Origin of the sequence: Saliphagus infecundisoli, assembly GCF_020177375.1 — an archaeon.
Lineage (GTDB): Archaea > Halobacteriota > Halobacteria > Halobacteriales > Natrialbaceae > Saliphagus > Saliphagus infecundisoli.
This window is the reverse complement of record NZ_JAIWHV010000018.1, coordinates 17,812-42,480: the sequence shown is the minus strand read 5'-3', so window position 1 is coordinate 42,480 and position 24,669 is coordinate 17,812. Positions and strand designations below refer to the sequence as shown.

21 protein-coding genes and 2 pseudogenes are annotated in these 24,669 nt (G+C 57.0%); 9 read left to right on the top strand and 14 right to left on the bottom strand.

Features of this window, described 5'->3' with window-relative positions:
* Window positions 1-8 precede the first annotated feature (8 nt).
* The 3 genes from LCF40_RS16555 (at window position 9) to LCF40_RS16545 (ending at window position 2,631) form a co-directional block, all read left to right on the top strand.
* Window positions 9-1,304, top strand: a complete 1,296-nt coding sequence (locus LCF40_RS16555; RefSeq protein ID WP_224829322.1) for a polysaccharide pyruvyl transferase family protein — start codon at window positions 9-11, stop codon at window positions 1,302-1,304.
* A 158-nt stretch (window positions 1,305-1,462) separates the two neighbouring features.
* A complete protein-coding gene (locus LCF40_RS16550; RefSeq protein ID WP_224829321.1) occupies window positions 1,463-1,813 on the top strand; it encodes a cupin domain-containing protein in 351 nt (116 codons plus the stop codon).
* Entirely contained in the window at window positions 1,810-2,631 is an 822-nt protein-coding gene (locus tag LCF40_RS16545; protein WP_224829320.1) for a fumarylacetoacetate hydrolase family protein, read from the top strand. The genes LCF40_RS16550 and LCF40_RS16545 overlap by 4 nt, the downstream gene beginning before the upstream one ends.
* 548 nt (window positions 2,632-3,179) lie before the next feature.
* Here LCF40_RS16545 and LCF40_RS16540 read toward each other — a convergent pair.
* Genes LCF40_RS16540 through LCF40_RS16525 form a run of 4 tightly spaced genes read right to left on the bottom strand, consistent with a single transcriptional unit; the run spans window position 3,180 to window position 5,197 of the window.
* Window positions 3,180-4,127 (bottom strand): hypothetical protein, encoded by a 948-nt coding sequence (locus LCF40_RS16540; RefSeq protein ID WP_224829319.1) that lies wholly within the window; start codon window positions 4,125-4,127, stop codon window positions 3,180-3,182.
* A 2-nt stretch (window positions 4,128-4,129) separates the two neighbouring features.
* Entirely contained in the window at window positions 4,130-4,387 is a 258-nt protein-coding gene (locus tag LCF40_RS16535; protein ID WP_224829318.1) for a hypothetical protein, read from the bottom strand.
* Window positions 4,377-4,868, bottom strand: coding sequence for a DUF8112 family protein (locus LCF40_RS16530; RefSeq protein WP_224829317.1), 492 nt, complete (start codon window positions 4,866-4,868; stop codon window positions 4,377-4,379). Before LCF40_RS16530 ends, LCF40_RS16535 begins: the two co-directional genes overlap by 11 nt.
* Window positions 4,865-5,197 carry a hypothetical protein gene (locus LCF40_RS16525; protein ID WP_224829316.1) on the bottom strand — a complete coding sequence of 111 codons (333 nt, stop codon included), beginning with the start codon at window positions 5,195-5,197 and terminating at the stop codon, window positions 4,865-4,867. Before LCF40_RS16525 ends, LCF40_RS16530 begins: the two co-directional genes overlap by 4 nt.
* A 201-nt stretch (window positions 5,198-5,398) precedes the next feature.
* Between LCF40_RS16525 and LCF40_RS16520 the strand changes: the two genes are divergently transcribed.
* The gene (locus LCF40_RS16520; protein ID WP_224829315.1) at window positions 5,399-5,737 is read left to right on the top strand and encodes a MarR family transcriptional regulator; all 339 of its coding nucleotides are present in this window, start codon (window positions 5,399-5,401) and stop codon (window positions 5,735-5,737) included.
* Between the two features lie 40 nt (window positions 5,738-5,777).
* Here LCF40_RS16520 and LCF40_RS16515 read toward each other — a convergent pair whose 3' ends face one another.
* Both LCF40_RS16515 and LCF40_RS16510 read right to left on the bottom strand, forming a co-directional pair.
* Entirely contained in the window at window positions 5,778-7,055 is a 1,278-nt protein-coding gene (locus LCF40_RS16515; RefSeq protein WP_224829314.1) for an O-antigen ligase family protein, read from the bottom strand.
* 120 nt (window positions 7,056-7,175) lie between these two features.
* A complete protein-coding gene (locus LCF40_RS16510; protein WP_224829313.1) occupies window positions 7,176-8,696 on the bottom strand; it encodes a sulfatase family protein in 1,521 nt (506 codons plus the stop codon).
* A 398-nt stretch (window positions 8,697-9,094) separates the two neighbouring features.
* Between LCF40_RS16510 and LCF40_RS16505 the strand changes: the two genes are divergently transcribed.
* Together LCF40_RS16505 and LCF40_RS16500 are read left to right on the top strand one after the other, a co-directional pair.
* On the top strand, window positions 9,095-10,525 hold the full coding sequence (locus LCF40_RS16505; RefSeq protein WP_224829312.1) for a hypothetical protein: 1,431 nt from the start codon (window positions 9,095-9,097) through the stop codon (window positions 10,523-10,525).
* 209 nt (window positions 10,526-10,734) lie between these two features.
* Entirely contained in the window at window positions 10,735-12,189 is a 1,455-nt protein-coding gene (locus LCF40_RS16500) for a lipopolysaccharide biosynthesis protein (RefSeq protein WP_224829311.1), read from the top strand.
* Between the two features lie 219 nt (window positions 12,190-12,408).
* Here LCF40_RS16500 and LCF40_RS16495 read toward each other — a convergent pair whose 3' ends face one another.
* A complete protein-coding gene (locus LCF40_RS16495; RefSeq protein WP_224829310.1) occupies window positions 12,409-13,329 on the bottom strand; it encodes a glycosyltransferase family 2 protein in 921 nt (306 codons plus the stop codon).
* Window positions 13,330-13,398: 69 nt separating this feature from the next.
* On the bottom strand, window positions 13,399-14,565 hold the full coding sequence (locus LCF40_RS16490) for a glycosyltransferase family 4 protein (RefSeq protein WP_224829309.1): 1,167 nt from the start codon (window positions 14,563-14,565) through the stop codon (window positions 13,399-13,401).
* Between the two features lie 67 nt (window positions 14,566-14,632).
* Between LCF40_RS16490 and LCF40_RS16485 the strand changes: the two genes are divergently transcribed.
* Window positions 14,633-16,102 carry a sulfatase gene (locus LCF40_RS16485; RefSeq protein ID WP_224829308.1) on the top strand — a complete coding sequence of 490 codons (1,470 nt, stop codon included), beginning with the start codon at window positions 14,633-14,635 and terminating at the stop codon, window positions 16,100-16,102.
* A gap of 190 nt (window positions 16,103-16,292) precedes the next feature.
* On the opposite strand, the gene LCF40_RS16480 is transcribed toward LCF40_RS16485, so the two are convergent.
* From LCF40_RS16480 to LCF40_RS16470, 3 genes are read right to left on the bottom strand one after another with little or no spacing between them, the layout of a single operon-like run.
* Entirely contained in the window at window positions 16,293-17,624 is a 1,332-nt protein-coding gene (locus LCF40_RS16480) for a sulfatase family protein (RefSeq protein WP_224829307.1), read from the bottom strand.
* A gap of 57 nt (window positions 17,625-17,681) precedes the next feature.
* Window positions 17,682-18,809 carry a glycosyltransferase gene (locus tag LCF40_RS16475; protein WP_224829306.1) on the bottom strand — a complete coding sequence of 376 codons (1,128 nt, stop codon included), beginning with the start codon at window positions 18,807-18,809 and terminating at the stop codon, window positions 17,682-17,684.
* Window positions 18,810-18,827: 18 nt separating this feature from the next.
* Window positions 18,828-20,021 carry an O-antigen ligase family protein gene (locus LCF40_RS16470; protein ID WP_224829305.1) on the bottom strand — a complete coding sequence of 398 codons (1,194 nt, stop codon included), beginning with the start codon at window positions 20,019-20,021 and terminating at the stop codon, window positions 18,828-18,830.
* A 513-nt stretch (window positions 20,022-20,534) separates the two neighbouring features.
* Here LCF40_RS16470 and LCF40_RS16465 point away from each other — a divergent pair.
* Window positions 20,535-21,281, top strand: coding sequence for an LTA synthase family protein (locus LCF40_RS16465; RefSeq protein ID WP_224829304.1), 747 nt, complete (start codon window positions 20,535-20,537; stop codon window positions 21,279-21,281).
* A 576-nt stretch (window positions 21,282-21,857) separates the two neighbouring features.
* Here the strand turns inward: LCF40_RS16465 and LCF40_RS16460 are convergent.
* From LCF40_RS16460 to LCF40_RS16450, 3 genes and pseudogenes are all read right to left on the bottom strand, one after another.
* Window positions 21,858-22,568, bottom strand: coding sequence for a transposase (locus tag LCF40_RS16460; protein WP_425600720.1), 711 nt, complete (start codon window positions 22,566-22,568; stop codon window positions 21,858-21,860).
* 209 nt (window positions 22,569-22,777) lie between these two features.
* Window positions 22,778-23,125, bottom strand: a pseudogene (locus tag LCF40_RS16455) (ISH3 family transposase); the annotation flags it as partial.
* Window positions 23,126-23,284: 159 nt separating this feature from the next.
* Window positions 23,285-23,533, bottom strand: a pseudogene (locus LCF40_RS16450) (ISH3 family transposase); the annotation flags it as partial.
* 41 nt (window positions 23,534-23,574) lie between these two features.
* On the opposite strand from LCF40_RS16450, the gene LCF40_RS16445 reads away from it, so the two are divergent.
* Window positions 23,575-24,669: an IS630 family transposase gene (locus LCF40_RS16445; protein WP_224829303.1), complete on the top strand. Its 1,095-nt coding sequence runs from the start codon at window positions 23,575-23,577 to the stop codon at window positions 24,667-24,669.

Here is a 24,669-nt window from a genome sequence, read left to right as displayed (position 1 = left end):
GCCAAAGTATGGATCTGCTCTACGTCGGGGACAACCGCAACCGGGAGAACTGGGGGTGTCGGGGCACCAGCATCAGCCTCTACGGCGTCCTCGCCGAGGAGTTCTCGATCGGCGGCGTCGTCGACGGCGAGTACGCCGCCGGGGAGACGCCGATCCGGTCGAAACTGCTCTCGCCCGAGTGGTTCCGGAAGATAACTAGGCGCCGGGACCGCCATCCCGTCTTTGGCTACTACGTCGCCGCCGAGGAGCTGCTCGGCGCCGAGACCGACTTCGTCTCCGAGGACCCCCGGAGGAGCGCCCGGACGATCTACGACCGCCGTGAGGAGAACGGCCGGCTTGGCGAGCTCTACGACGCGGTCGCCGACAGCGACGGCGTCGTGATCAACGGCGAGGGCGACATGATCTTTACGACCCCGCCCCGGCGCAAGCTGCTGTTCTTGCTCTCGGTGGTCGAACTGGCCGACGCGCTCGGCAAACCGGTCTACTACCTCAACGCGATGATCTCGGACTGCCCGGTTGACGGCCGAAACCAGCGGACGGCCGCACAGGCCGCCCGGACCCTCCGGAAGTGCAACGCCGTCACGCTCCGGGACCCCCGGTCGCTCGAGCTCTTGGAGGAGCTCGCGCCCGAGGCCGAGGGCTACTTCGTCCCCGACGCGCTCTTTTCGTGGCACGACCGCTACGCCGGCGACCTCTCCCGGCAGCTTCCCGACGACGCCGACTTCATCGTCCCGTTCCCCGAAGAGGAGGAGTACCTGAACGGCTTCGACCTCTCGGCGCCGTACGTCTGTGTCGGTGGGAGTTCGCTCGCCCAGCGCGAGCCCGAGCGGGCGATTCCCGCCTACGAGGGCCTGGTGAGGGAGCTTCGGGAGGGTCTCGACCGCGAGGTGTTGCTCGTCCAGACCTCCCCCTCCGATCGCTTTCTCGAGGAGGTCGCCGACCGGACGGAGACGCCGATCCTCCCCGTCGAGACGCCGGTGCTCGCTGCGGGAGGCGTGCTGGCCAACGCCGACGCGCTGGTCTCGGGGCGCTATCACCCCTCGATCTTCGCCTCGCTGGGCGGGACGCGCTGTGTCTTCCTGGGCTCGAACTCCCACAAGACCCGGAGCCTTCAGGAGGTGCTCGGCTACGAGGACCGCCGGGAGTTCGGGGGATTCCCGTCGGCCGACGAGCGACGGGAGATCGTCGCGGCGACCGAGGACGCGATCGAGAAGTCGGGCGACCCGGCCCTCCGGGAGACCGTCGAAGAGCGCGCGGCGGAGGTCCGGGAGCTTCCCGGGATCGTCGCCGACCACTGGGGCTAACGCCGCGAGTCCTCCGGGACCCGAGCTGTTTTGTCGGTGACCGCCCCTCGTAGCGCCATGGTAGGAAAGAGCGAGGGGGCGACGCCAGGAGTATCGACCGACGGATGCCGGGACGGCCCGTGTTTCCCGGCCGACGGCGGTGCCAGGGGGACGAGCCGATGAAGCCCGTCGAGTTCGACGACGCCGAGACCTACGAGCCCGACGAGGGCTGGCGCCGCGTCGCGATGGCCGGCAGCGACCGCTTCTCGTTCGAGTGGTTCGAGAAGCCCCCGGGCCACAGCTCTCCGATGCACGACCACGAGAACGAGCAGGTCTGTCTCTGTCTCGACGGCGAGCTGACCGTCCGAACCGAGGACGAGGCGACCACCCTGGAGCGCTTCGACTCGGTCTGGCTCGACGCCTGGGAGAGCCACGCTGTCGAGAACACGGCCGACGAGCGCGCGGTCGGGCTGGACGTCTTCGCGCCGGGGCGCTCGTTCGACTTCTGGACCGACCGGGAGGACGAATGACCCGCCTCGCCAGAACCCCCGACGGGCGCGCGTGGCTCGGCGGCGAGGCAGGGTTCGTCCCGCTCTCGTCGGCCGATTCTGGACTCTCGAGGATCGACGACGCGTTCCGGGCCGCCGCCGGGGGGACTCTGCCTGATCCCGACGGGGCGACGGCCGATCCCGTTCCGGCCGATCACCTCGCGTTCGACCGCGTCCTCCCCGGCGACGGAAAGCTCTGGGGGATCGGCCTGAACTACGCCGACCACGCGAGCGACTTAGACGAGCAGTCGCCCGACGAACCCGCGAGCTTCCTCCAGCCAGCCACCTCCGTTGTGGGTCCCGGCGGCCCGATCCGGCTTCCCGACCCCGCGCTCGCCGACCGGATCACGGTCGAGGCCGAACTCGGCGTCGTGATCGGTCGGACCTGTAGCGACCTGGATGAAGGGGAGGTCGACGACGTCGTCGCGGGGTTCGTCCCGCTGCTCGACGCCACCGCCGAGGACGTCCTCGAGCGTAACCCTCGGTTCTTGACGCGGGCGAAAGCGTTCGACTCCTTTCTGGTCTACGGCCCGGAGCTGTACGTTCCCGACGCGGGGGAAGAGATTGAGGACATCGAGGTTCGCACCGAGCGAAACGGGGAAACGGTCGCCGCCGCACCGATCGCTGACATGCACTTCCCGCCTCGGGAACTGGTGGCCTTCCATTCGCGGGTAGCGACGCTCGAGCCCGGCGACGTGATCAACACCGGGACGCCGGGGGCCGGCGTGGTGTCGGCGGGCGACTCGGTCCGGGCGAGCGTCGATCGGGTCGGATCGGTCTCGGCGGACGTCGTTCGCTGAAGCCGTCGGCAGTCACGGTCGTTCGATCCGGAGTTCGGATCGGAGCGATCCTCATTCCCTCGACCGAGATCGAGACATACACACTCGTAATTCGCCTGGAACAGGGAGGATGGTGCGGACGGACAGACACATATACACTCGTAGTTCCGCTGGAGACTGTAGGAAAGCGAGACGGCCGATCCCGTCGATCACCGGTTCGTCCGCCGTTCGCTCCGTCGATGTCTCCAGTGTGCTTGACGAGGGACAGGGCCAACGTGCCCATCCGACGGACGTCGTTCGAGCGCTCCGTGATCGCAGCGGATGACGGAAACTCGGTGAGTAACGGTGTTGTGACGCCCGCCGAACGAGTGGTGTGACGCACTAGCCAGCTTTATTTCTTGAGTTGATACCGAGTTTAAAACGAGAGGCGTCACACCCCACGGTAGCCGACCGATGAATACACCGTCCCGGAGGACGAAATCAGCGGTGTTCGTGTGGATCCGGAGGGCCATCGGCGGAGTCCGCCGCGGTGGCGTCACGCCTCGCCTCCGAACGGCGTCACAACACCGTTACAGTCCACCTCGGTCAGTACTCGTTCGGGTCGCGTTTTCGGAGCGTTCGAGTGCGGTCCCCGCCTCGGGAGCGAGGGCGCCGTCGTCGGTCTCGGTGGAATCCACGTCCGGTTCCGAGTTGCTGCCGTCGGTCAGTCCCTCGGCGTACTCGAGCCAGGCCGCCCGGTCGATCACGATCTCGTTGGTGGTCCGACCGGTGTCTTTCGCCCGCCGCATCTCGAAGAGGTCCGTACCGAAGCGATCGACGAACTCCATCACCCGCTTGACGGTCTCGCGGGAGGGGCTCTCGACTTCGGGGAGTCGGCGGGCGAGCGCGGGCGTGGCGACCTTCCGTTCGATCACGTCACGGACGTTCGGCGAGGTGAGGACGAGTTCCCCGTCGCCACGCGGGACGGCCTGGTCGGCCAGAAACGGGAAGGTCCGGCCCGCGAGCTCTTGGTTGGGGGCCAGGTCGTGGTCCCGAGGCTCGAGGGTCGTCGCCCGGAGATAGTGGCGATGGAGGGGGAGCAACTCGGAGAGCTCCGGCCCACTCGACTGGGCAACGAGTTCGCTCGGATCGACTTCGCCGCGCTCGACCCGCTCGAGACGCTCCGCGAGCGTTTCGATCGATGTCTGTAGGTCCCGCGTCCGGTCTTTCGTGTTCTCCGCGAGTTTCCCAACCGGAAGGCCGCCGATCCAGACGTCGCCGATCTCGCATCCGGTGTCGCCCTCGTCGACCCGGAGTTCGACGGCGGGGCGAGACTGGTGATCGCGATCGAGTTCGGCGAGGCAGCGTTCGTACCCCCGGCGGCGTCCCCGTTCGGCGTCGAGGTCGGCGACGAGTCGCCCGATTATGGCGTCCTGTCGGTCGATCCGTTCGCGAAGGCGGTCGACGGCGTCCGCGAGGTGCGCGACGGTTGTCGGTGCCCCGTCGTCGGCCGCCTCGTTTCGCGGGTCGGAGGCCACGGCTATCGATCACCTCGAGACGTCTCCTCGGACGAGCGTCTCTCGGGGAGGGTCGCCGGGTCGGACTCCGTTTCGGTTCCCGATCGGGAGTCCGCGACTCGGCGACAGGCCCCGGCAGTCGCCGTGAGTTCCCGCCGCGTCTCCTCGAGCGTCAGCGGGGCCGGCAGGTGGGTCTCGAGTACACGGAGATCGGCGGCGACCGTCTCCAGCCGGCGGGCGAGTTCCGTCGGTGAGTTACTGCCGGGCGCGTTATCGTCCATCGGATGCCTCCGGATCCGTTCGTCGCTCTCCGCTCGAGTCGGGGGAATCGACGATCGTACGCGGTGGTTCGTGTTCGATGGGGGCACCCGAAGCAGTGATCCTGGCGTTCGAGGCGTCGGTATCTGTGCCCATCTGTGGCTCGCTCTCGGCAGGCGGGCTACGCGTCAGAACGATCGGTTCGAGGGCGACGAGTCGAGTCCGCTGGGTCGCCCCGTCGGCGAGAGTTCCGAGTCGACACCGTACCAGCAGTTCGGTCCACCCGAGGGTCGGTTGACGGATCGCACTCGGAGTACACTCCTGACAGCGGACCCGCTGGAGCAGCCACGTGACGGTGCCGGCGGGTCGAGCGGCGATCACGCTGACGGGCTCGCCCTCGTACAGTTCGTTGCCACAGTGCTGACAACGGAGGTCTCCCTGGGAGCCAAGCGGCAGGCCAACGAGCAGCTGTCGAGGGGATGCGGTGATGGTCTCCCCCATCATTGATCCTCACCGCAGGGAACACGAGTAGTGTGTTCGAGTCTGCCGTGATGGGCCGTCGTGTGTTCGGCCCATTGCTGGAGGGCGTCGGCCGCTCGACGGTCGAGCGACCGGAGTAGCCAGCCGCGGCGATCGGCGACGTACTCCAGGTAGGTGCTGATCGGGTGACCCTCGAGGAACTCGTGGTAGGCGACGGCGGTGCCCTCGATCGTATAGACGCTCTCGCTGGGTACGTGGTAGACGTGTGAGCCGCCTTCGGTATCGACGCCCAGATGAACGTGCGCCGGTCGTGGGTCGGTGCGCTTTTCTTTCGTGCGGTTGTATCGAGTCATTGTCCTGCTATGGGACACAGGTCGGGTGTTCTAACCACCCGGCCGAGGATCGGTTTCCCCGGCCACCCTGTATCCTCTACTGACAGCTATGATCGGGCCATACTTAGTACTAACTGTTAATTAGTACTCTACATTCTAATTTAGAGTGGGGGTTATTAATTACAGCATGTAATTAGTATCCTGGCGATTCAAGACCCATCTATGTTGGAGCCGGAGCAGTTGAATACTGCCGATAACGCTGTACTCAATGTTCTCCAAGAAGGGCGTGTAACGCCCGGATACGTCGAAGATCGTACCGATTACAACCAGAGTTACGTCTCCCAACGTTTACGACGTCTTGAAGAGCATGGACATGTGAAAACCCTTGCAACTGGCCTCTGGGAACTTATTGAAGACCCACGAACTGATAACGTGAAATCGGCCGAACCTCAATCTTCGGTTGAACTGGCCTGCCGGGATCTTGAGAGAGCACTTGAAACCGAAGAATGGGATGCTGTCGAGGATGCAGCTAAAAATCTGGGCTGCGGATTAATCGAATGAGGAGTCCTTGCTAATAGTCCAAGAATCTAAGAGAGAATAATCAATCACTATTGGAAAACTGGGTGGTACGGGACCGAATCTCCGCGATAGAGAGAAGTGGGGGAGCAGTCCCAGCGTGGACCCGATAACAGAGTAGGCCGATCGCGGCGAACAGGAACCGGTTGTCGTTGAAATTCCCCGTTACGAGGGCGTTGAGGAACGTATAACAAAGGATAGCGAACACGGCGACGTACTCGGGCTCGAGGGTTGTGAGGTATCCCTCGAGGGTGAAATAGAGACCGACCAGTATGAGGAGGAAGAAGAGGACGGTCCCGACGAGACCGAGTTCGACCAGGAGTTCGATGACGATGTTATGTGGCCAATGGGCTCGTTGCCCGGAGACCGCGGGCCAACTCCCAAGTCCGTGGCCGACGACAGTGTTCCCGGAGAGCCAGACGTCGATTCCTGCAGTGATGTAATCGACGCGATTGGTGTACGATGGGGCAGTATTCCCCGCGAATATCGATTCGAACTTCTCGACGAGTCGAAGCGTATCCCTGAAATAGTAGAGGAGTGCTCCGATACTCCCAATCGCACCGATCACCGGAACCAGTCGAATCGGCCAGTATCGAAGCGGGGTGACGACGAGGGCGAGCGGAACGAGCAACCCGACCGTAATGATGGCTGCGGCGAACGGACCGCGTCCGTCGAGTACGGAGAGAGCCACCAGCAGCGGTACGAACAGCGAAACCCCGACGAACGAGCGCCAGATCGACGTCGATGAAAAAAGGAGATAGGTCCCGACGATCACGACCCCGAACCCGATCATCCGGCCAGTGGTAAGATAGACCGTGTTGAACGGTTCGATACGGACCGGTCCGTGGAGGTAGAGAAGATACAGCGCCGCGGCCGCCGTTACGAGAGCCAACGCGAGCGTGGTCGCAAGGAATCGACGGAGACGGATTCGTGCCTTGCTTACGACGAACGCACAGCCCAGAAAGGAGAGAGTGGTGACGCTCGCGAGCCGGAACGCTTTCTCGGTGGCGTAGCCGTTGCCTGGCGTCCACCGGAGTGAGAAGAGGGCGTAGGTGACGAACACGGCGAGAAGGCTCGCAAGCAGAAGCGACTCGATCCGGAAGTCGACACGGCCGGTCAGAACCAGGATCACTGCAACGAGAGACACGAGCGCCGCGAACGTCGCCGTCAGGTCGTACGGAGTCCAGTCGAGATGTGGAGATGCCTTGTAGACACCGGCAAAAAGGAAAAGCGCGAAGACGACCTCGAAGCTCAAGAGATGGCGGAGGGGAGAGAGTCGTCGCAAGAACGGGGACGACGCCATGTTGAATACCCGTTCAAATCCCATGTATATAATGGGTGGGATCTCGCTCCAACTGCTGATATCGGGCCGTACCGTCGATGATGAACGATGAGTCGTCGTCTCTATTGCCACAGCACGTCGTCAGAGGTATCCCAGATCTTTCAGTTTCGATCTCGTCTCCTCGGCCATTTCGTCACCGACTTCCGGCACTGACTGCGACGGGGTCTCCATATCGTCGGCGATCTCCTGGAGTTCCGGTGGAGCCGCAGAGACGTCGAGCGGGGACGTTTCCCCGGGATCATTGGATAAGCGATACGCGCCGTTCAACGCGTCCAGTCGGTCCAAAATATCGCCGTCGATACCGGGAATGTGTTTGAGCATCGAATATCGTTCCGACTGGTCTCGTGGGGGTCTTGGGTTATAGTTTCGAACGAGCTTCCAGTCGTCGCGAGAAGCGACGACTAGCTGACCCCAATCGCGGAGCGAATCCGTAACTGCGATCGTGTCCTTCGGAGACCCATCGAGATGACTTTCGACGCCGGACTGTGCGGGGAGGTCAGCAGCTTCGATCTCCGCTAGTTCGGCGACGAGTTCGTACAGCCAACTCAGTGAGAACACGTGCTCTATGTGTGTCTCCTCGATTCCTCCTGCAGGGTGAACGATCAACGGAACCCGGATCAAGTCGTCATAGGGGTAGTGGCTCCAGTGTCCGTACTCGCCTCGGTCCCCCATCGCCTCGCCGTGATCACTGGTGACGATGAGCGTCGTGTTCGCCCACTCTCCTCTCGCTTTCAACGCATCGACGAACGACCGGATCTGGTCGTCTACGAACCGGAGCACGGAGTCGTACATCTCCTTGTAGACCGGATCCTCGTTGTTCGCGATCCGGTTGACGTCCGCGATGTGACACCGGTATCGCGGTCGGTCACACAGCCCGCCAGCATCGATGCCGTCCGGATGGAGCGGCGCGTGGAGGTCCATGAGGTGTGTCCAGCCGAAGACGGGGTGTTCGGTACCGGCGGGTAGATCCTCGGAAAATCGGGAAAGAACGTCATCGGCTCGCGTGTACGGCCAGCCGGTCCAGTGGCCCGAGAGCTGGTTCGCGAGTGCCGGAAGCGAGTACCACGTCCGGAGGTTGTCCCGACAATTGAGTTCGTACATGACCTTGTTGGTCGTAAGCGTTTCCTTGGCAAAGTCCTTCAAGCGGCTCACGATCCGGCTATCGGTGCTTCCAGGGTCTTCCGTTTCGTCGCTCGATTTCTCGATACCATCCAGATTCGAGAACGAATCGAACCCGCAGTCGAAGTTTCGATGGGAGGTGAGTTGCGTGTTCGAGACCGTCGCGACCGTCCCGAATCCGGCTCCTCGCATCTGCGTCGCAAGCGTTTCAGCACCCTCCGGAATCGCTTTGAATCGGAGTTCGTCGTAATAGGACACGTCCGGCGAATGTCGTCCGGCGAGTATGCCAGGGAACGACTCGGAGGTCCACGTTCCGGGAGTGATCGCCCGATCGAACACGTACCCGTCCGAAGCGAGTTCGTCAAGAAAAAGAGTAGTGTCTTTTGAATAACCGTTGAAGCCACATTGATCGTAGCGGAGACAATCTATGGTGAGTAGTATGATATTATCTTCAAAAGAGGCACCCTCCTCGTTATCGTTCATGTGTGCGATTGCACATAAGACCGAGTGGTAGATTGTAACTATTTCGGTCCGAACCTGGCTCGTGATTGGGTAGACTTCCCAGTAGAATCGATTCTACCTTACAGGTGATGAACCGTCAAACAGTAGTCGTCACTATCATCTAATTCACCAGGAAGACGGTTGTACACATATTTTGATGTTAGTTCCCATGATATAAGGGGAGAGATAATACGCTTATACATACCGAAAGCAGTATCGTTTAGTGTTCTTGAGAAAGAGCACATCAGCAAGAGCTTGCACGTCGAAATTGATAGCGACCTTCGGAATCGGGAAAACCAGTACGCTGACGAGCGTGGTCTCAAACTGTCCCGTTCCTATGGAGATCGTATCAAGGCCATGTTTGAGACTGAACAGGAGTGATGGACGTCTTCGCAATTCTTCTCGTTGTGCTTCTGGCCGGCCTAGTTGCCGTCCCATGGGCTATCGCCATCCGAGATCGCGAGATTGACTACTTCGAGCCAATCATCTTTCACTCGATTTTCGTTGGAATGCTCGGACTGGTTTTGGCCGATGATCTACTCCTCAAACCAGATCAAACCTACCGGTGGGACGTGATCCCGTGGAGTTGGCATATGGGGACGATGATCGCCGGAACAGCGCTCACAGTGACCTTTGCAAGCACACTCGTTGGATATTACGTTGTCGGCCCGCGTGTGATGGCGTGGGTCAGCGAACGGGTCTTGGGTGTCCGTGCCGCCATCAATAACCTCGGTCACGTACCGGGAGAGCTGTTCCGAGCTATCGGAATCGTCTATATGCTCGTCGGGTTGGTGGCATTCGGATTGATCGTGCTGGTCGTCTTCCCGACCAACAATCCGCTATTCGTCTATACCGGAATTACTCCCCGGAGCCAGCTGTTCGCAGGTGCGGGCCCACTCCGGATCTGGACTCGCGCAATCCCACTGGGCTATCTCCTCTATCTTTGTGGTGTGTTGACTGATCAGCGGACACCCTCCGTGGTCGAGTTAGGGGGACTGGTCCCTGTCGTCATCGTTCCAGTGTTGTTAGGCTCGCGCGGTGGTGCACTGACCTCAATCGTGCTTGTTACGATCGTCCTCTATTATGCAACGCTCAGGCCACGGGTTGATGTACGTTCGGGCCGAATCATAGACTTAGTTGAGCGCCTCCCACCAATGGTCCGCGCCCTGATCATCCCCGCAATGGGCGTGCTCCTCGCGCCGACCGTCGTCGCACTCCGCTGGCTCCGTGACGACGAGTCGCTCCCAGTTGTCCTCCAACGCATCGACCTCATCCCCGTGCTGACCGCGGGCGTTCATGATGACCAGTTTGAGAACTTTCTCGCGCTGCTTTCGATCATGCCCGAGGAAATCGGGTTTTACTACGGCACGTTTTATTTCCGCGCAGTAACAAACTTCGTCCCGAGTGCAATCTGGCCGGGAAAACCGATATCGACAACTGGCGGCGTCCTCTATCGCACGCTCGGCGGCGAGACAGGCGGTCGACCACCGGGCGCGATAGGGGACTATTTCATTAATTTCGGGCCGCCGGGATTGCTCCTCATGGGCTTGCTGTTCGGAGTATTTCTTTATTTTCTCTACCAATTACTCCAACCGAGAGGTTACGCTCGACGCCGCCGTCCGACTCCGTTCGTAGTCGTCCTGTTTGCCGTGATCCTTACTGCACTCGGCAGTCTGGGCCTGACGGCCAACGCACTTTACGGCCTGCTCGCTGACCTGATCATCCTTGTACCAGCGTTTGTCCTCGTTACCGCCGTCCGAACTGGATTCGTTCCACGCGTGTCGGCACGTGTTCGCTCGAGAAAGCACTAAGAATGAGCGCCGGTCAGCCCGCCAAGCCGATTAAAGCTGGCGTCAATAAGGAAGTAGATAATTTCTGCCTTTCGATTTTCTATATACTATATTATATAGGAAAATTGATTATTTTGGTGTGTGAATAAAATAAGTGGCAACAGTTGGACACCATCGGATTATCAAACCACCTGAACTATGTGTGGTTCGTCCGGACGAACCATCAGCAAATGAGTATCGCGGAAAAGGTGTCCTCTGACATCATCGTCTCTACCGCGATAAATCTCTCTCGGAAGATTCGTGGTCTCGTCTTGATCCCACTCATTACTCGACTACTCAGTACCGCATCGTACGGCGTGTTCGTTCAAATCGAGGTCGTAGCTCGGTTAAGTGCTGGCCTCTTCAGACTTGGTCTCGAGCGAGCGCTTGTTCGTTACGCCCAAACCCGTGAAAGTCGAACTGGACGGGCAGATCTCTACTATTCGCTTACGCTTGTCGCGACCACAAGCGGCTCGGTCGCAACTGTATTGATATTCGTATTTGCCGAACAAACTGCGAAGGTCTTTCTGGGATCCGTAACGTATGCGCCATTCTTCGAGCTTGGCTCGGTTCTGGTCCCCGTATATGTCCTCCAAGACATGGCACAGAACTACTATCGGTCGGAGATGCGAGTGAAGATGTACTCGGCCTTGGAAGGAGTGAAAACATATCTGAACGTCCTCTCGATCGCCGGGGTCCTGCTCATCCTAGATCAAAGCCTGATCGCCGTCGTAACGACGGTCGTCATCGTCGAGACCGTATTCGCACTCGTTCTACAAGGGTCGGTCATCTCACACGTCGGTCTCCAGCGGCCGACGTTCGATGGGATTCACACGCAACTCCAGTATGCGATTCCTGCGATGGTGATTGACGTGTTCGGGATGTTTCAAGACCGGTTCGATCGGATCCTCATAGGCTATTACCTTGGCGCGGCTTCCGTTGGCGTGTATTCGGTCGCATATACTGTTGCAAATATCCTTCGGACATATATTTTACCGCTGCGAATCTCGTTTTTCGCTGAATTTGGAAGATTATGGGAGGAGAACGATCGAGAACAGTGTCGGCAGTTCCTGCGTGACGGAAGCCGATATTTCCTCGCACTGTCAATACCATCAATCACCGGTCTCTATCTGATAGGTGAGCCATTTCTCAGTCTTCTCGCGACCCCAGAGGTCGCCGCTGAGGCAACGATTCTCCTTCCGATTATCGCTACAGGACTCGTGTTCATTGGCCTTGAAGTGCTGTACCGACAGCTCTTCCTGGCCGCCGAAGAGACACTTTTTCCCGCGGCCATCCGCGTTGGCGGGACCGTCCTGAACATCGGGTTAAACGTAGTATGGATCCCGATGATGGGAGTTATCGGTGCGGCACTCGCGACTATGGTTTCGTACTCGGTCGGACTCGGTACGTTGCTATGGGTTGCAAACCGTCGCTTCGATATCCCCCTCGAAACGGTTTTTGCCGTCAAAGCGGTCTTCGCAGCCGCAACAATGTCGGCAGTGATCGTTGCTACAGGAGTCAAAGGCCTTGTTCCAACGCTCGTATTTGCACCGACGATTTACTTCATCACACTGCTTGCGCTCAAAGGAGTTCGAAAACACGAATTTGTATTCGTTCTTCGGGCGATCGGATCAACCTTCCGTTAGTTCGTCAACACCCGCTTATAGCCTGTGAAACCTCTGCATAGGTCGTGCTGTCTTCAGTGCTCTCTCGAATCAAAATCGACGGAAGGCTCTCTACCAATAATGTCCTTCACAAGAGCGCAGCACTTCCCCCCGGTTTCCGGTAGACATGGCGGAGCAGTTGAAACACGCACAGATATAATATCAATAATTTTTATGCCATATCCCAAGTTTATAACCAGCTCAATTGGTGATTTTCCACTGGATTTCCTGGAGAAGTCGAATTACTTGCTTATTCATAATCGGAAGAAGACTAATTAGTGATAGAAATACCAGCCGAGGAGAATAGTGTTTCTGTTGGAGTAAATCAAGAAGGACTCGCTGTGCATCTCGTGATCTATTCTCGTCGGAAATCAACGTCTTAGCGTACTGAAGTTTGGCACGTACCTCGCGTTCGCTCCGATACGGCTTGAGTTCCGGATACCGATCGACGAGATCTTTAATCTCCATCATCTCCATTCGGAAGCCAAGATCCCTATCGGCAGTCAGTGAATCCGATCGTCGTCGCTTATACGAGAGAGGTCTCGGGACCCGAGACACGCTGTATTCTGCGAGCAAGCGGGTCCAGAGATGAGGATCCTCGCGAACAGTAAACCGCTCGTCGAATCGTTGGTCATCGAGACACTTGCGGCGAACAAGAACTGATCGCGATCCGATCCCGCCGTTACGAAAGTGATTTATATGTTGATTATCAGAATTTTTGATGGAGAGAGACGACAATCGAAACGCCGCTCCGTCGGTGAGGAGATATTCACCGGAATAGACAATGTCGTATCCTGCCTCAATTCGTGGAAGTTGATAGCGGAGTTTGTCTTCGTGCCAGTAGTCGTCAGCGTCGCAGAAACCGATTACCTCGTGAGTTGCACGTTCAATCCCGCGGTTTCGTGCTGCGGCGACCCCTTCTGGTGGCATCCAGTCATACCGAACGTTCGTACCATAACTATTAGCTATTCTTTCGGCTATTTCGGTACTGCTGGAGTCAACTAAGATAATCTCAACTTCAATACTATCGACCGACTGTTCAATAATACTATCTAGAGCTTGTCCCAAATATGAAATATCGTCATATGTGGGTATAATAACCGAAACACCATCGATAGTCATCATATAGAGTATCTACGAGTATGTCTTTAGTTTGATTATGGCTTTTATATAACAAATGTAAAAAAACGCTTACATCATAGTCAAAATGAAATCCTCGTAACGATCTACGTAGCCCTCCATCGAGAACTCGGTCGCGATCAGATCTCGGCCTCGTTGTCCTCTCTCCATGCGGCCAGCCGGGTCGGAAAGGAGATCCGAGATTCCACGAGCGATCTCTTCGGAACTTCTTGGCGAAACCAGCGTCCCCGTTTCTCCCTCAACGACCACAGTACTGGTCCCGCCAACGTCCGTCGCAACTACAGGGACTTCCATCGCTAGGGCCTCACGAACCGCACCGGGAATCCCCTCGTTGAGCGAGGAAAGAACGAAGACGTCAAGCCCGGCCAGATAGCCTGGCATGTCCTCAACCCAACCCAGGAATCGAACGCTGTCTCCGACCCCGAGGCCCTCGACACGCCGGCGAAGCTCCCGTGCATACTTCTCGTGACCCTCTGGGGCTTCGCCAGCGATGAAGAAGGTGACATCATCATGGTCCTCCAAGACGCGTGGAATCGCCTCAACGAGGTACTCAAGCCCTTTCCGAGGCGTCAACGACGCAGCAGTCCCGACGCAGAGCCCGTCACCAACGTCGATCGTCGGCTCGATCGAGTCGGGATCGAACCGTTCGAGATCTATCCCCTTGTGGAAGGTCGTGAACTCGTCCCGGTATCGCTGATACTGTCCCTCCGTAAACACCGCCTGTGCCTGGTCATCAGACTCGATGAAGACGTGATCGACGGCCCACAACGCCAGCTCGTTCATATATGTGAGCGATCCGTCGGACTCGAACCCGAGACCGATGTTCCAGATTACGGGCGTCCGGGTTCCCAGAACATACGGGAGAAGCGTCAGGACTGCCCGTAAATTCTTACACCAGATGACATCCGCCCGCCGGAAATGGGAAAACACGTCGGCGTTGAATTGGACAATCCGAGCTCCCGTCGCGAACAGCGTCATCGGAGACGTCGTTAGGAGCTCTCTGTTATAAGTATCGAGAGTGCCGCGGAACGGAACGATCTCGACGTGAACACCCTCCTCACGGGCACGCTTGCAGAGTTCGTCGTCAGTCTGTGAAACTAAGACCGGATCGAATCGGGAACGGTCGATACAAGTCAGCAGTCGAAGCAACATCTTCGAACCACCGCCGATCACGTCACGGCCAATATGAAAGAAGACGACGCGACACCTCTCGTCCATCGTGAACGGGACGACTATCACAAGGGGTAAAACGATGACGATAGAACTCCTGCTAACTGAGTACCCAATGGATGACTCGAACGTTATCGTTCTCGTGATGGATACCGCGAAGGCGGCTGCCCTCGGGGAGGTCCGCGATCACCAGGAAACGGCGATCTCCGAAATCGCGAGCGATGGGGTTGAATACACGAACGCCACCGCTGCCGCCCCGTGGTCGCTTCCGTCCCACGCGTCGCTGCTCACCGGCACGTATCCCAGCAAACACGGCGCCCATGCGGGCTACAAAAAACTGGAGTCGAGCGTGGACGTCCCTTACTTGCCGTCACTGTTCGAGCGCCACGGCTACGAGACGGTCGGCATCTCGAACAACACCTGGATCAGCGAGGAGTTCGGCTTCGCAGAGGGGTTCGAAACGTTCTACAAAACGTGGCAGTACGTCCAGTCCGAAACCGATCTCGGCGAAATCGCCCGGACCGAGGAGGGAATCGACAAGTTCCGGGCGCTCGCCCGCCGGATCGTCGACGGCAATCCGATCACGAACGTCGCAAACGCCGTCTACGGCCAGTTCCTCCGCAAACAAGAGGACGACGGTGCGAAACGAACCAACGAATGGGTCTACGACTGGCTGGACGATCGGGACGACTCCCGCCCATTTTTTCTCTTCATCAACTACCTCGAGCCCCATCTCGAGTACAGACCACCCGAGACGTTCGCCGACCCCTTTCTCCCGTCGGACGTTGCTTTCGAGGAGGCGATGGACGTCTCCCAAGACGCGTGGAGCTACATCGCGGGGAACACCGATCTCTCTGACCGAGAGCTCGAAGCCCTCCGTGGGTTGTACCGCGGTGAACTCGCCTATCTTGACCATCGTATCGGCGAGCTACGGCAGCTGCTCGAGGACGCAGGCGAGTGGGAGAAGACGATCCTCGTGATCACCGGCGACCACGGCGAAAACATCGGCGATCACGGATTGATGGACCACCAGTACTGTCTCTACGAGACGCTGCTTCATGTCCCCCTGATCGTCCATGGCGGTTCCTTCACCGGCGGTATCGAGAGCGACCGACTCGTCCAACTCACCGATCTCCCGCCAACCTTGCTCGACGCGGCCAGGATCGATGCGGACGACGCCCGCGAGGCGTTCCAGGGACGGTCCTTCCACCCCGACGCGGAAACGGATCCACGTTCGAGAGCCATCGCGGAGTACCTTGCGCCACAGCCGTCGATGGAGGCCCTCGAGAAACGGGTCGATAAACTCCCGAACCATGTATACGAGTACGATCGATCGCTTCGCTCGATTCGGTCGGACGGCTACAAACTCGTTCTGGGCTCGGATGGTTCTCGCGAGCTATACTACCTGCCCGAGGATTCCGATGAACGATACGACCGTGTCGAGGACCAACCTGAAACAGTAGCCGACCTCGAGACAGAGATAGACGAATGGCTCGAGTCGTTCAAACATGCCGAATCCTCGGGCTCAGTCACGATGACCGACTCGACGAAGAATCGGCTCGAGGACCTCGGTTACTTACAATAGAACGCTGTACGAGTTGTGACCTATCGGTAGAGATATTTGTGCGCGTATAGGAAGATACAATCGATACATCCGAAGAATTCGTCACCTCCACCGGAAATTTTCGATCGTATCCCGCGCTACCCGGAATATCCCCGTTCAATTCAACCTCTCTTTATCATAGATTTCATCGCCACGATATAATCTCTGGTCGTCACTTGTACCCAAGCGCTTTCAACTGCTCTTCGACACCTGCCTGTTCGTCGATCGCAGGAATGTGGATGTCTTCGGACGTTTCCTCGATGGCGTCCAGTCTGTCTTCTAAGTGCTCGCGAAACGCGTCCATCGTTTCCTCGTGAGAGTCGGAGATGTCGGTCGATTCATCGGGATCCTCGACGAGGTCGTACAGGAACTCACGCTCGTTCTTTCCATCGTAGAGATACTTCCACTCGTCGGTCCGAAATCCGAATCGGAGATGGTCATCCTCTCGCATCTCCTTTTCCGTAACGACGACATCGTACGACGGCGACTGATCGTCCCGTATTAGGGGTATCAACGATTCGCCGCGCATCCGTTCTTTCATTTCGTCTGTCAGGTCTGCTTCGACGTAATCAAGTGCAGTCGGGAGGATGTCGACTGTTCGGACCAGCTCGTTGACGTCGGTCGCACCAACGGAATTCTCTCGCGGAAATTTGACCAATAGTGGAACGTGCGTCAATTCGTCGTACGGGAGGTTTCCGTGACCGTACAGGCCGTGTTCGTAGAACTCGTCGCCGTGATCGCCGACGACGATAATCAACGTGTCTTCCCACTCCCCCTCTTCTTTCAATTTCTGCAGGAATTTTCCGAGTTCTACGTCGAAGTACTCCACCTCTTTACGATAGTTCGTCAGTAGTTCTTCGTGTTCCTCGTCGGAAATCTCGTCTGGTGAATTGACGGCCGCCTTGCGCCACAGCTTTTCCGCGCGGAATTTGTTGCGATAAGTGAACGCTCCGCCGGGCAGGTACGGTCCATGCGTGTCCATATATTGAGTCCACAGGAACCATGGATCGGCTGTCGAGGCGATCCAATCGGTCAATTTCCTGTTGACCTTCGAGACGGGCATATAGGGGGATTTGGAGAGTATCCGGACGAACTTGTTCAGATATCGAAGGGCGTCATCCGGAGCCGCTTCGAGAAGCCCATCGGATTGTATGGGAATGATATTCTCTTCGAAGTAATCGAATCCCTTGTCGAAGTTCCGCAACCGGGAGACGTTCGGGTTCGAGTGAATGGCACCGGTCGTATACCCGCTGTTCTGAAACTGCTCGGCGATCGTCGGCTGAGTTTCCTCGATGTACCAGTGGCCGCCATACTCCAGCGGATATCGGCCGGTGAGCAGGGACGTCATCGATGGCGCGGTGCTTACGCCCTGAGCAAAACAATTATGGAAAACGACACTTCCGTTGGAGAGTGTATCCAGATTCGGCGTATCAAACGAATTATCGCCGAACACGGCGTCATAGCGGAGAGAATCGACTGCTAAAAACAGGACGTTCGTGCTCATCTGAGTGCGTGCGATTTCGATTTGTTGTTATATAAGTGTTTATATGACGCAAAAGATCTACGCATCTGTAGCCATCAGGTCGCGATACAAGCCGGCATACGCGTTCACAGTGTTCGTTATCGAAAAGCGTTCGATTGCCCGATCGTATCCCCTTGCGCCCAGTTCGCACCGTCTATCCTGATCATCCAGAAGCGAGGTTATGGCCTCGGCCAGGGCCGCCGGATCCTTCGGTGGTACTAACATACCCGCGTCGCCGATCACCTCCTCGAACGTGTCGATTTCGCTCGCGACGATGGGCACTTCAGCGACCATGGTTTCGACCGGCGCAAGACCAAATCCTTCCCAAAGCGAGGGAAACGCTGCGACTGTAAAGTTCGGTAAGAGCGGATAGACGTTCGAAACATATCCCGAAAAGTGAATGCTATCGTCGACGCCAACTTGCTCGCCGAGTTGTTCGAGTTTCTGCCTTCGGGGGCCGCCCCCAACAATCAGTAGTTTCGCTTGGGGATATTCTTGTTTAACGAGAGGAAGCGATCTGACCAAGTATTCGATCCCTTTTGGTTCAGCAAGTCGCCCTACGGTGCCAATAATAGTGTCGTTTAGAGAGAAGGGGCTGTGGGTAGATAGGGCACTTTCACAATTCTCAAACTGTGATTCGATTTTCTGCACATCAACCCCGTTCTGTATCGTATACTGTTCAGTAGTGCTGGATAGCAGTATCCGCTCCCAGTCATGAAACGATCGTGTAACTGAGTGGCTCACACCAACGGCGACGTTAGCTAACGGGAGAGTGAGCCCATTGACATACCTAGTCAAAGGGCCATAGCCGGTATGGACGCTGTGCTCGGTGCTGATGATGTTCTCTACGCCAGCCATTTGACCAGCAACTCTTCCCCAGGCGCCCGATATAGGGGAGTTGGTGTGTAATATATCTGGTCGCTGTTTCCGAAGACGGTTCACCAATCCGAAAAACGTCCTTATATCGTAGTTCGATTTCGAATTCAAGGGGACAACATTAACCCCTCCTCGTTCGAATTGTTTCTGGAAGGTCCCTTCACCAAACATATAATAGACGGTTATATCGAACTCTTTGTTCGGGAGCGAAGAGCATATATTGTATAGGAGTTGCTGGGCACCTCCGTGTTCTTTATTGAGATTTCCGATGAGAAACGCCGTAGTAATCATATGCACGTGGGGGCTCGTTTATTCTGTCCGCTTGCCTGGCCATCGGTAACGGAACTGTTGGACAATATCGTATCTGTATTGACGGATACTCATGCTGTGCTTCCGCCCTCCAAGACCGACAAACAGCGCAAGCAATAGCGACGGGGTGGTTAACCCACCGAGCGTTGACGTGGAGAAGAACTGCGTCACGAGAAGGAATACGAGCATCGCACAGACGTAGCGGTCCCACGTATTTCCGGATAGTGCCGCACGAACTGCATACCAGAGTGCAAACAGATGTGCCCCAATGTATGCGAGGCCGCCGATTAGTCCGGCCTGATACATGACAATTATGAACATATTGTGTGATCCCAATGAAGCATCCCAGGCGGCACCGATCAGTGGGTCTGTGATGATTGTATCAATTGTCGTTACCCACGTATCGAACCGTAGCGTAAGACTCCGAACCAGCTCATCAAGGAATTCGCTGAGGATCGTTATAGTGGCTGCTACTAACGTGAGCGTCGCGATCGGCAGCAGAATTTTTACTTGTCGCCTGTTGTGAACGACCATAATCCCGATCGCAAGAGTTGCAGCTACGACTGACGCACGAGCGTTGGCCATGACGATACTAAAGTAAAGGAAGACACCAAGTATGATCCATCGTGAGAGTTTGTTTTCTTGCCAGAGATAGATAGCAGTAACAGCACCGACGGCGCTCGTAAACCCGAGATGGTTTGAATTATCGTATATTGAAGAAATGCGCAAATTGAACATTCCAAGAGTTCGACGTCCAGTCATCGATAGTCCGCCCCAGTCCAGTACCACATGAAAAGCCAGAAGCAGGAATCCACAAATCGCCAAGAGGGTGGTAATGGTAACGACACCGACAGCCCATTCCCCTCGATTTTCCCAAATCAACTGCGCCCCACCGAACACAAGTGCGACGATAGTAAGTGGGACAAGGCCAATATACGGAATCACGCTCGGTGACCCTGTCAGCCCAAGGTGGACAATGAGGACAATCCAATAGACTCCAAGACCAGCCAGCACCGGCCAGTGAGGGACGACAATTCGCGCTGATTGAATCGTCAATGCCAGTATAACGATAACAAAGACTCCAGAGAGGAGATACCCGACCAGTTTAGGAAGCAGCCACGTCGTTGGCAATGCACCAACGAGCAGAGCAAGCGAGACTGCCCCGCCGGGGACCAATCTTCCTAACCGTTCCATAGAACGAGGTTTGTACCACTCCTAATAGTGGTTCCGGATTCAATAGTCGTTGTGGACTACAGTCGGTAGTCATTGGTCTTTAGCTAAGCCTCCGATTCCAGTATTTGAATCGGCATGCGAGGAGCGGTTGTTCAGTCAACCGGTTGGGCTCGGTTAGCTCATTCAATCAGGGAGGGTAGCTCTGAATCGGGCAGAGACTTTTCTTATCCTGCCCGCGCCGTGATGGAGGGCGACAAGCGACCATCCAGAACATATCTCGTCATGAGGGAATTGCAAGCGCACCTGCGAGCACCAAAGTGTACCGAATTGCTTTTTTACCTGTCTATGGTTAATTCTCACATGAACACTCTTTCACGTCTATACCGCGCAGCAGGAAGTCCGAAACTATTCGTTCGCCACGCGAACCGTCTTTATTACCGCCGACTCAATCGGCGATCCTATAATACTGAAGGAGTTGATATTTTCGAGGAAGATTGGGACAACCTACTCATCCTCGATGCATGCCGGTATGATATGTTCGAACGCCAATCTAGGCTTCCGGGGCGTCTCGAATCACGTACCTCACGAGGGTCAGCTACTACGGAATTTCTCACAGCGAACTTCGGTGAACGGGACTTGCATGATACGGTATACGTAACTTCGAACCCCCAATTGTATCAAAATCGTGAATTAATACAGCCTGCTCTCCATGCCAGCATCAATGTTTGGGATGAGCCGGGTTGGAACGAAGAACACGGAACGGTGCTTCCCGAGACAGTCGTCGATCACGCACAGCGTGCTGCTCAAGAGTATTCCAACAAGCGTCTCGTAGTCCACTTCATGCAACCCCACTATCCGTTCATTGATTCAGACACAACATTTGATAAAGGACACATGAACGGCGACAAGGCAGAAAACGTTTGGGGACAACTGATAAAAGGAGAACTCATCGTCGATGAGGATACGCTCTGGAAGATTTACGCGGATAACTTAGACCGTGCACTCCCTCACGTGAAGGAACTAATGAAAGAACTCAAAGGACGTACAGTCGTCACTGCGGATCACGGCAACATGGTTGGAGAACGTTCATTTCCGATCCCGATTCGAGAGTGGGGACACCCACGGGGAATCTACACCGAACAGCTAGTCCGTGTGCCGTGGTTGATACACGATAATGAACCGAGGCGAGATATCGTAGCTGAACGGCCGGAGACGACAACAAAGAATATTGAGGAGGGAAAGGTCGCGGACCGGCTCAAAAACCTCGGCTATGCTGAGTGATTCGTTCGTAAACGCCGCCCATGGCCCGCGCGAGTTTCATTGCATAATTGACCAGATGGAGTATCACGGTCTCGCAGGTGGTCGGGTCGGTCACGTCGGTAAGCCGCTCGTAGAAATCTCTCGGCCGGGGCGATAAGAGCTTCTCGTAGTGTTGCCCGCACGTCTGTTGAGTCGCTCCGGTAGGTTTGGGAGAAAAGGCCGCGCCGGGCGGCCTGCTAACCCAGGTAGTTGAAATAGCCGTCCGTTTCGTGCTCACGATCTATCGTTCGGAACTCCTATTAAGACTCCAAATAAATTTTGAGGACCCGAGAGAAGAACAACCAAGAATAGCACGGCGTAACGGTATCTACGAGATCAGTCGACAGAGTTCCTCAATAGCTTCCCTATTTCACTATCGGTAGTTCCCATCGTTCCTGAGTGCTGACTCGATTTCTGGACCAAAACGAACTAAAACAGAGTACCGGATTCAGTGAGTCGAACAAAGAAGGCGGTCTCACGCCAGTGAGAGCGCCGTCATCTAGGGGATGATCCACAGCAGTCGCTCATTTATAGGGCTGGCGCTGGACGCGGGCGGGCTTAGCCCGCGTCCAGCTGGCTGTAGGTCGCCGGGATGCCGACGCCGTTTGTCGGTGCTTCCCACTTCCGGTCCAACGTGTCGTCAAGGACGTGATCAATCCACTCACGGAACACCTCGAAGCGAAACCAAGCAGGCAGTGCTCGCCCGCCGCGCCGCGGCGTGGCGAGCACGCCCCACCGAACGATGAGCCACAGATTCCGCAGCAGGAAGCTCACGAGAACGAACAACAACCGAACGGTTGGATCAGTCGTGCTTGTCCGCGCACGCGCTTCGCGCATCGTTCGGAAGGCTGTCTCGATCGCTGAGCGTTTCTGGTAGAGGGCTTCGACTTCTTTCGGCGTGCGATCAGCCAGATCGCACGCCACGTACGCCCGCACGAGCAAGCCGTGTTTTCCCCGGTTGCCCTGTTGGTAGGAGACACAGACCGCGAGCGGGAAGCGCAGTTCCCGCTCGCTCCCCTCGTACATCACGTACTCCGTCCAGTAGGAGATCGTCGTATCGAGTTTCTCAGCCATCTGTTTCCCACCGCGGATGACTGGAAGAGCGACTGATGCGGCTGCATCCAGTCGCTCGATCGACGCGCCGGCGTAGAACCCACGGTCGGCGAGGAGGGCAGCAATCTCAAATGGAAGGGCCGCGACGTGGTCGAGCAGGCGCTCGACCGCGTCGCTCTTCGGTTCGTCACTCCGGACGGGTGTGACCGCGACGATGAGCGGTTTCGCCCGACAGAGGATCAGTCGATCACATCAGTGACCGCACGAATGCATTGAGAACATGCTGAACCGGTCTGATCCGTGCTCGGATAGTGTCGGAGGAGTGGCGGAGACGGTGATCAGCACTGGACAGTCGCTGTCGGCGGCGGATCGCCGCCGACGCGACAGTGTTTCCACTCACGACCGCCGACCCAATTCAGGGACAACTACCGGAAGAACCGGTCGTCCAGAGGTTGATTCGCTGGAACAGACCTGCGAACGCCAAGTGCTGTCCAGACAGCGCGCAGCACCATCTCACAGAACTCCGTGAACGGCCAGTCCCAGAGGCGGCGCCCCCCGCGGCGGGGCGCCGCCACGTACTTCCAGTGGAGATACCGCCAGACGTTCTGGAGCAACAGACTCACGACGAACAGCAAGAGCCGAAGCCCAGCGTCCCGAGAACTGGTCAGAGCGAGGCTCTGCTTGGCTAACCGGTAGCTTGATTCGATGCCGAAGCGCTTGCTGTAGTGTTCTCGGGCTTCTCGTGGGGTGTCGATGAACGGCGCGTCAGCGGCGTGAGTGATTAGCGCAATGGATGAATACGCATCACAGGCTCCAGCTCAAAGCGCTTCTCACCACGAGTGGATTTCCCGATTAAACAAGCCTCCGAGCGTCGCTGAGAACTAGATCGCCACGTTCCTTCTGAATATTCAAGTGTTGCAGTGACCACTCTAGCCGTGACGCGCCACCCCGTGTTCATCGTAGCGACCTCGCTGGTAGACGCAGTCGATGAACACAAGGAACGTCACCCGCCCGGCGAGTTCGTGCTCGATCACCCGGCTCCAGCCGCTGCTGAGTTCGTCTTGAATCGTCTCACCCCATTTGACGATCGGTATGATGAAGGCGTAGTTGTGTGCGTACAGTAATTCGAGGCAGCCGCTGTTGTAGAAGCCGCGGTCGAGGTAGACGGCCTTGACCTGTAATGAATACGAAAACTTTTGTGAGTTAATTCCGACTGTCGTTCATGGAACGCTCACGTCGCAAGGAGATCAAGCACCACCTGTCTGAAGAGGAGATCGACGAATTGCTGCGTGAGGCTGAAGACGATCACAGACTGCGGCGTCTCGGGTTCCTGAAAAACCTCTATCAGGGTGATTCGATTCCGGAAGCCGCCGACCGTGAAGGCAGGTCGGCGGCGACGGGTGATCGCTGGGCAGAAGCCTGGAACGAAGGCGGCCTCGAAGAACTGATGCCGAGTTTCGGGGGCGGCCGGCCCCCGAAACTCGACGAAGACGAACAAGAAGACCTGGTGGAGATGCTCCGTGACGGCCAGCCCTGGAAATCGCAGGAGATTCAGCATCTTCTCACCGAAGAGTTCGGCGTCGAGTACAGTCCGAATTATCTCGGGACGTTCCTTCGGGAGCTCGGTCTGTCATACGCGAAACCACGGCCAAAGCGACCAAGTCGGCCGGAGAACCCAGATGAGATTCTCGAAGAGCGCGTCGATGACGCGCTCGACGAGGACGAGCAGCCACACAACAAACGCGAGGGAGAAGACGGAGACGGCTGGGTCGTTGACGACGATGTCTGTACTGATGGCGGCACTGTCCTTGGATTCTTCGACGCGTCGAAACCACAGCCGTACGATAATTCACGCCGTGTCTGGTACGTCGACGACCCGCACATTGAACGGCCATTAGTGAAAACGCACGACTCTGCGGTTGGATTCTACGCACTGAACGGTGAGAGTCACGTGACGTTCACGGAAGACGAAAAGAAGGAGCGGATCTGTGGCGTCTTGGAGGAGGTGCGCGAGCAGAATCCCGGCAAGCGGATTCTGCTGGTCTTGGACAAGCACGGAGCACATATCTGTAAGTATACGCGCAAGCGCGCGCATCAACTGGGAATCGACCTGATTTTCATCCCGTCAGGATCGCCGCATCTCAATCCTATCGAGAAAGTCTGGGACTTTCTCAAGTGGACAATGGCACCGATCGTCGTTGAGAACGAAGACGAGTTCAAAGAGCTCGTTCAAGAGACGTTCGAGAAAATAACGCAACGAATCAGCTTCGCAAAGAAGTGGTGTGAGAAGTTCCTTGACTTTCAAAAATTATCTTAG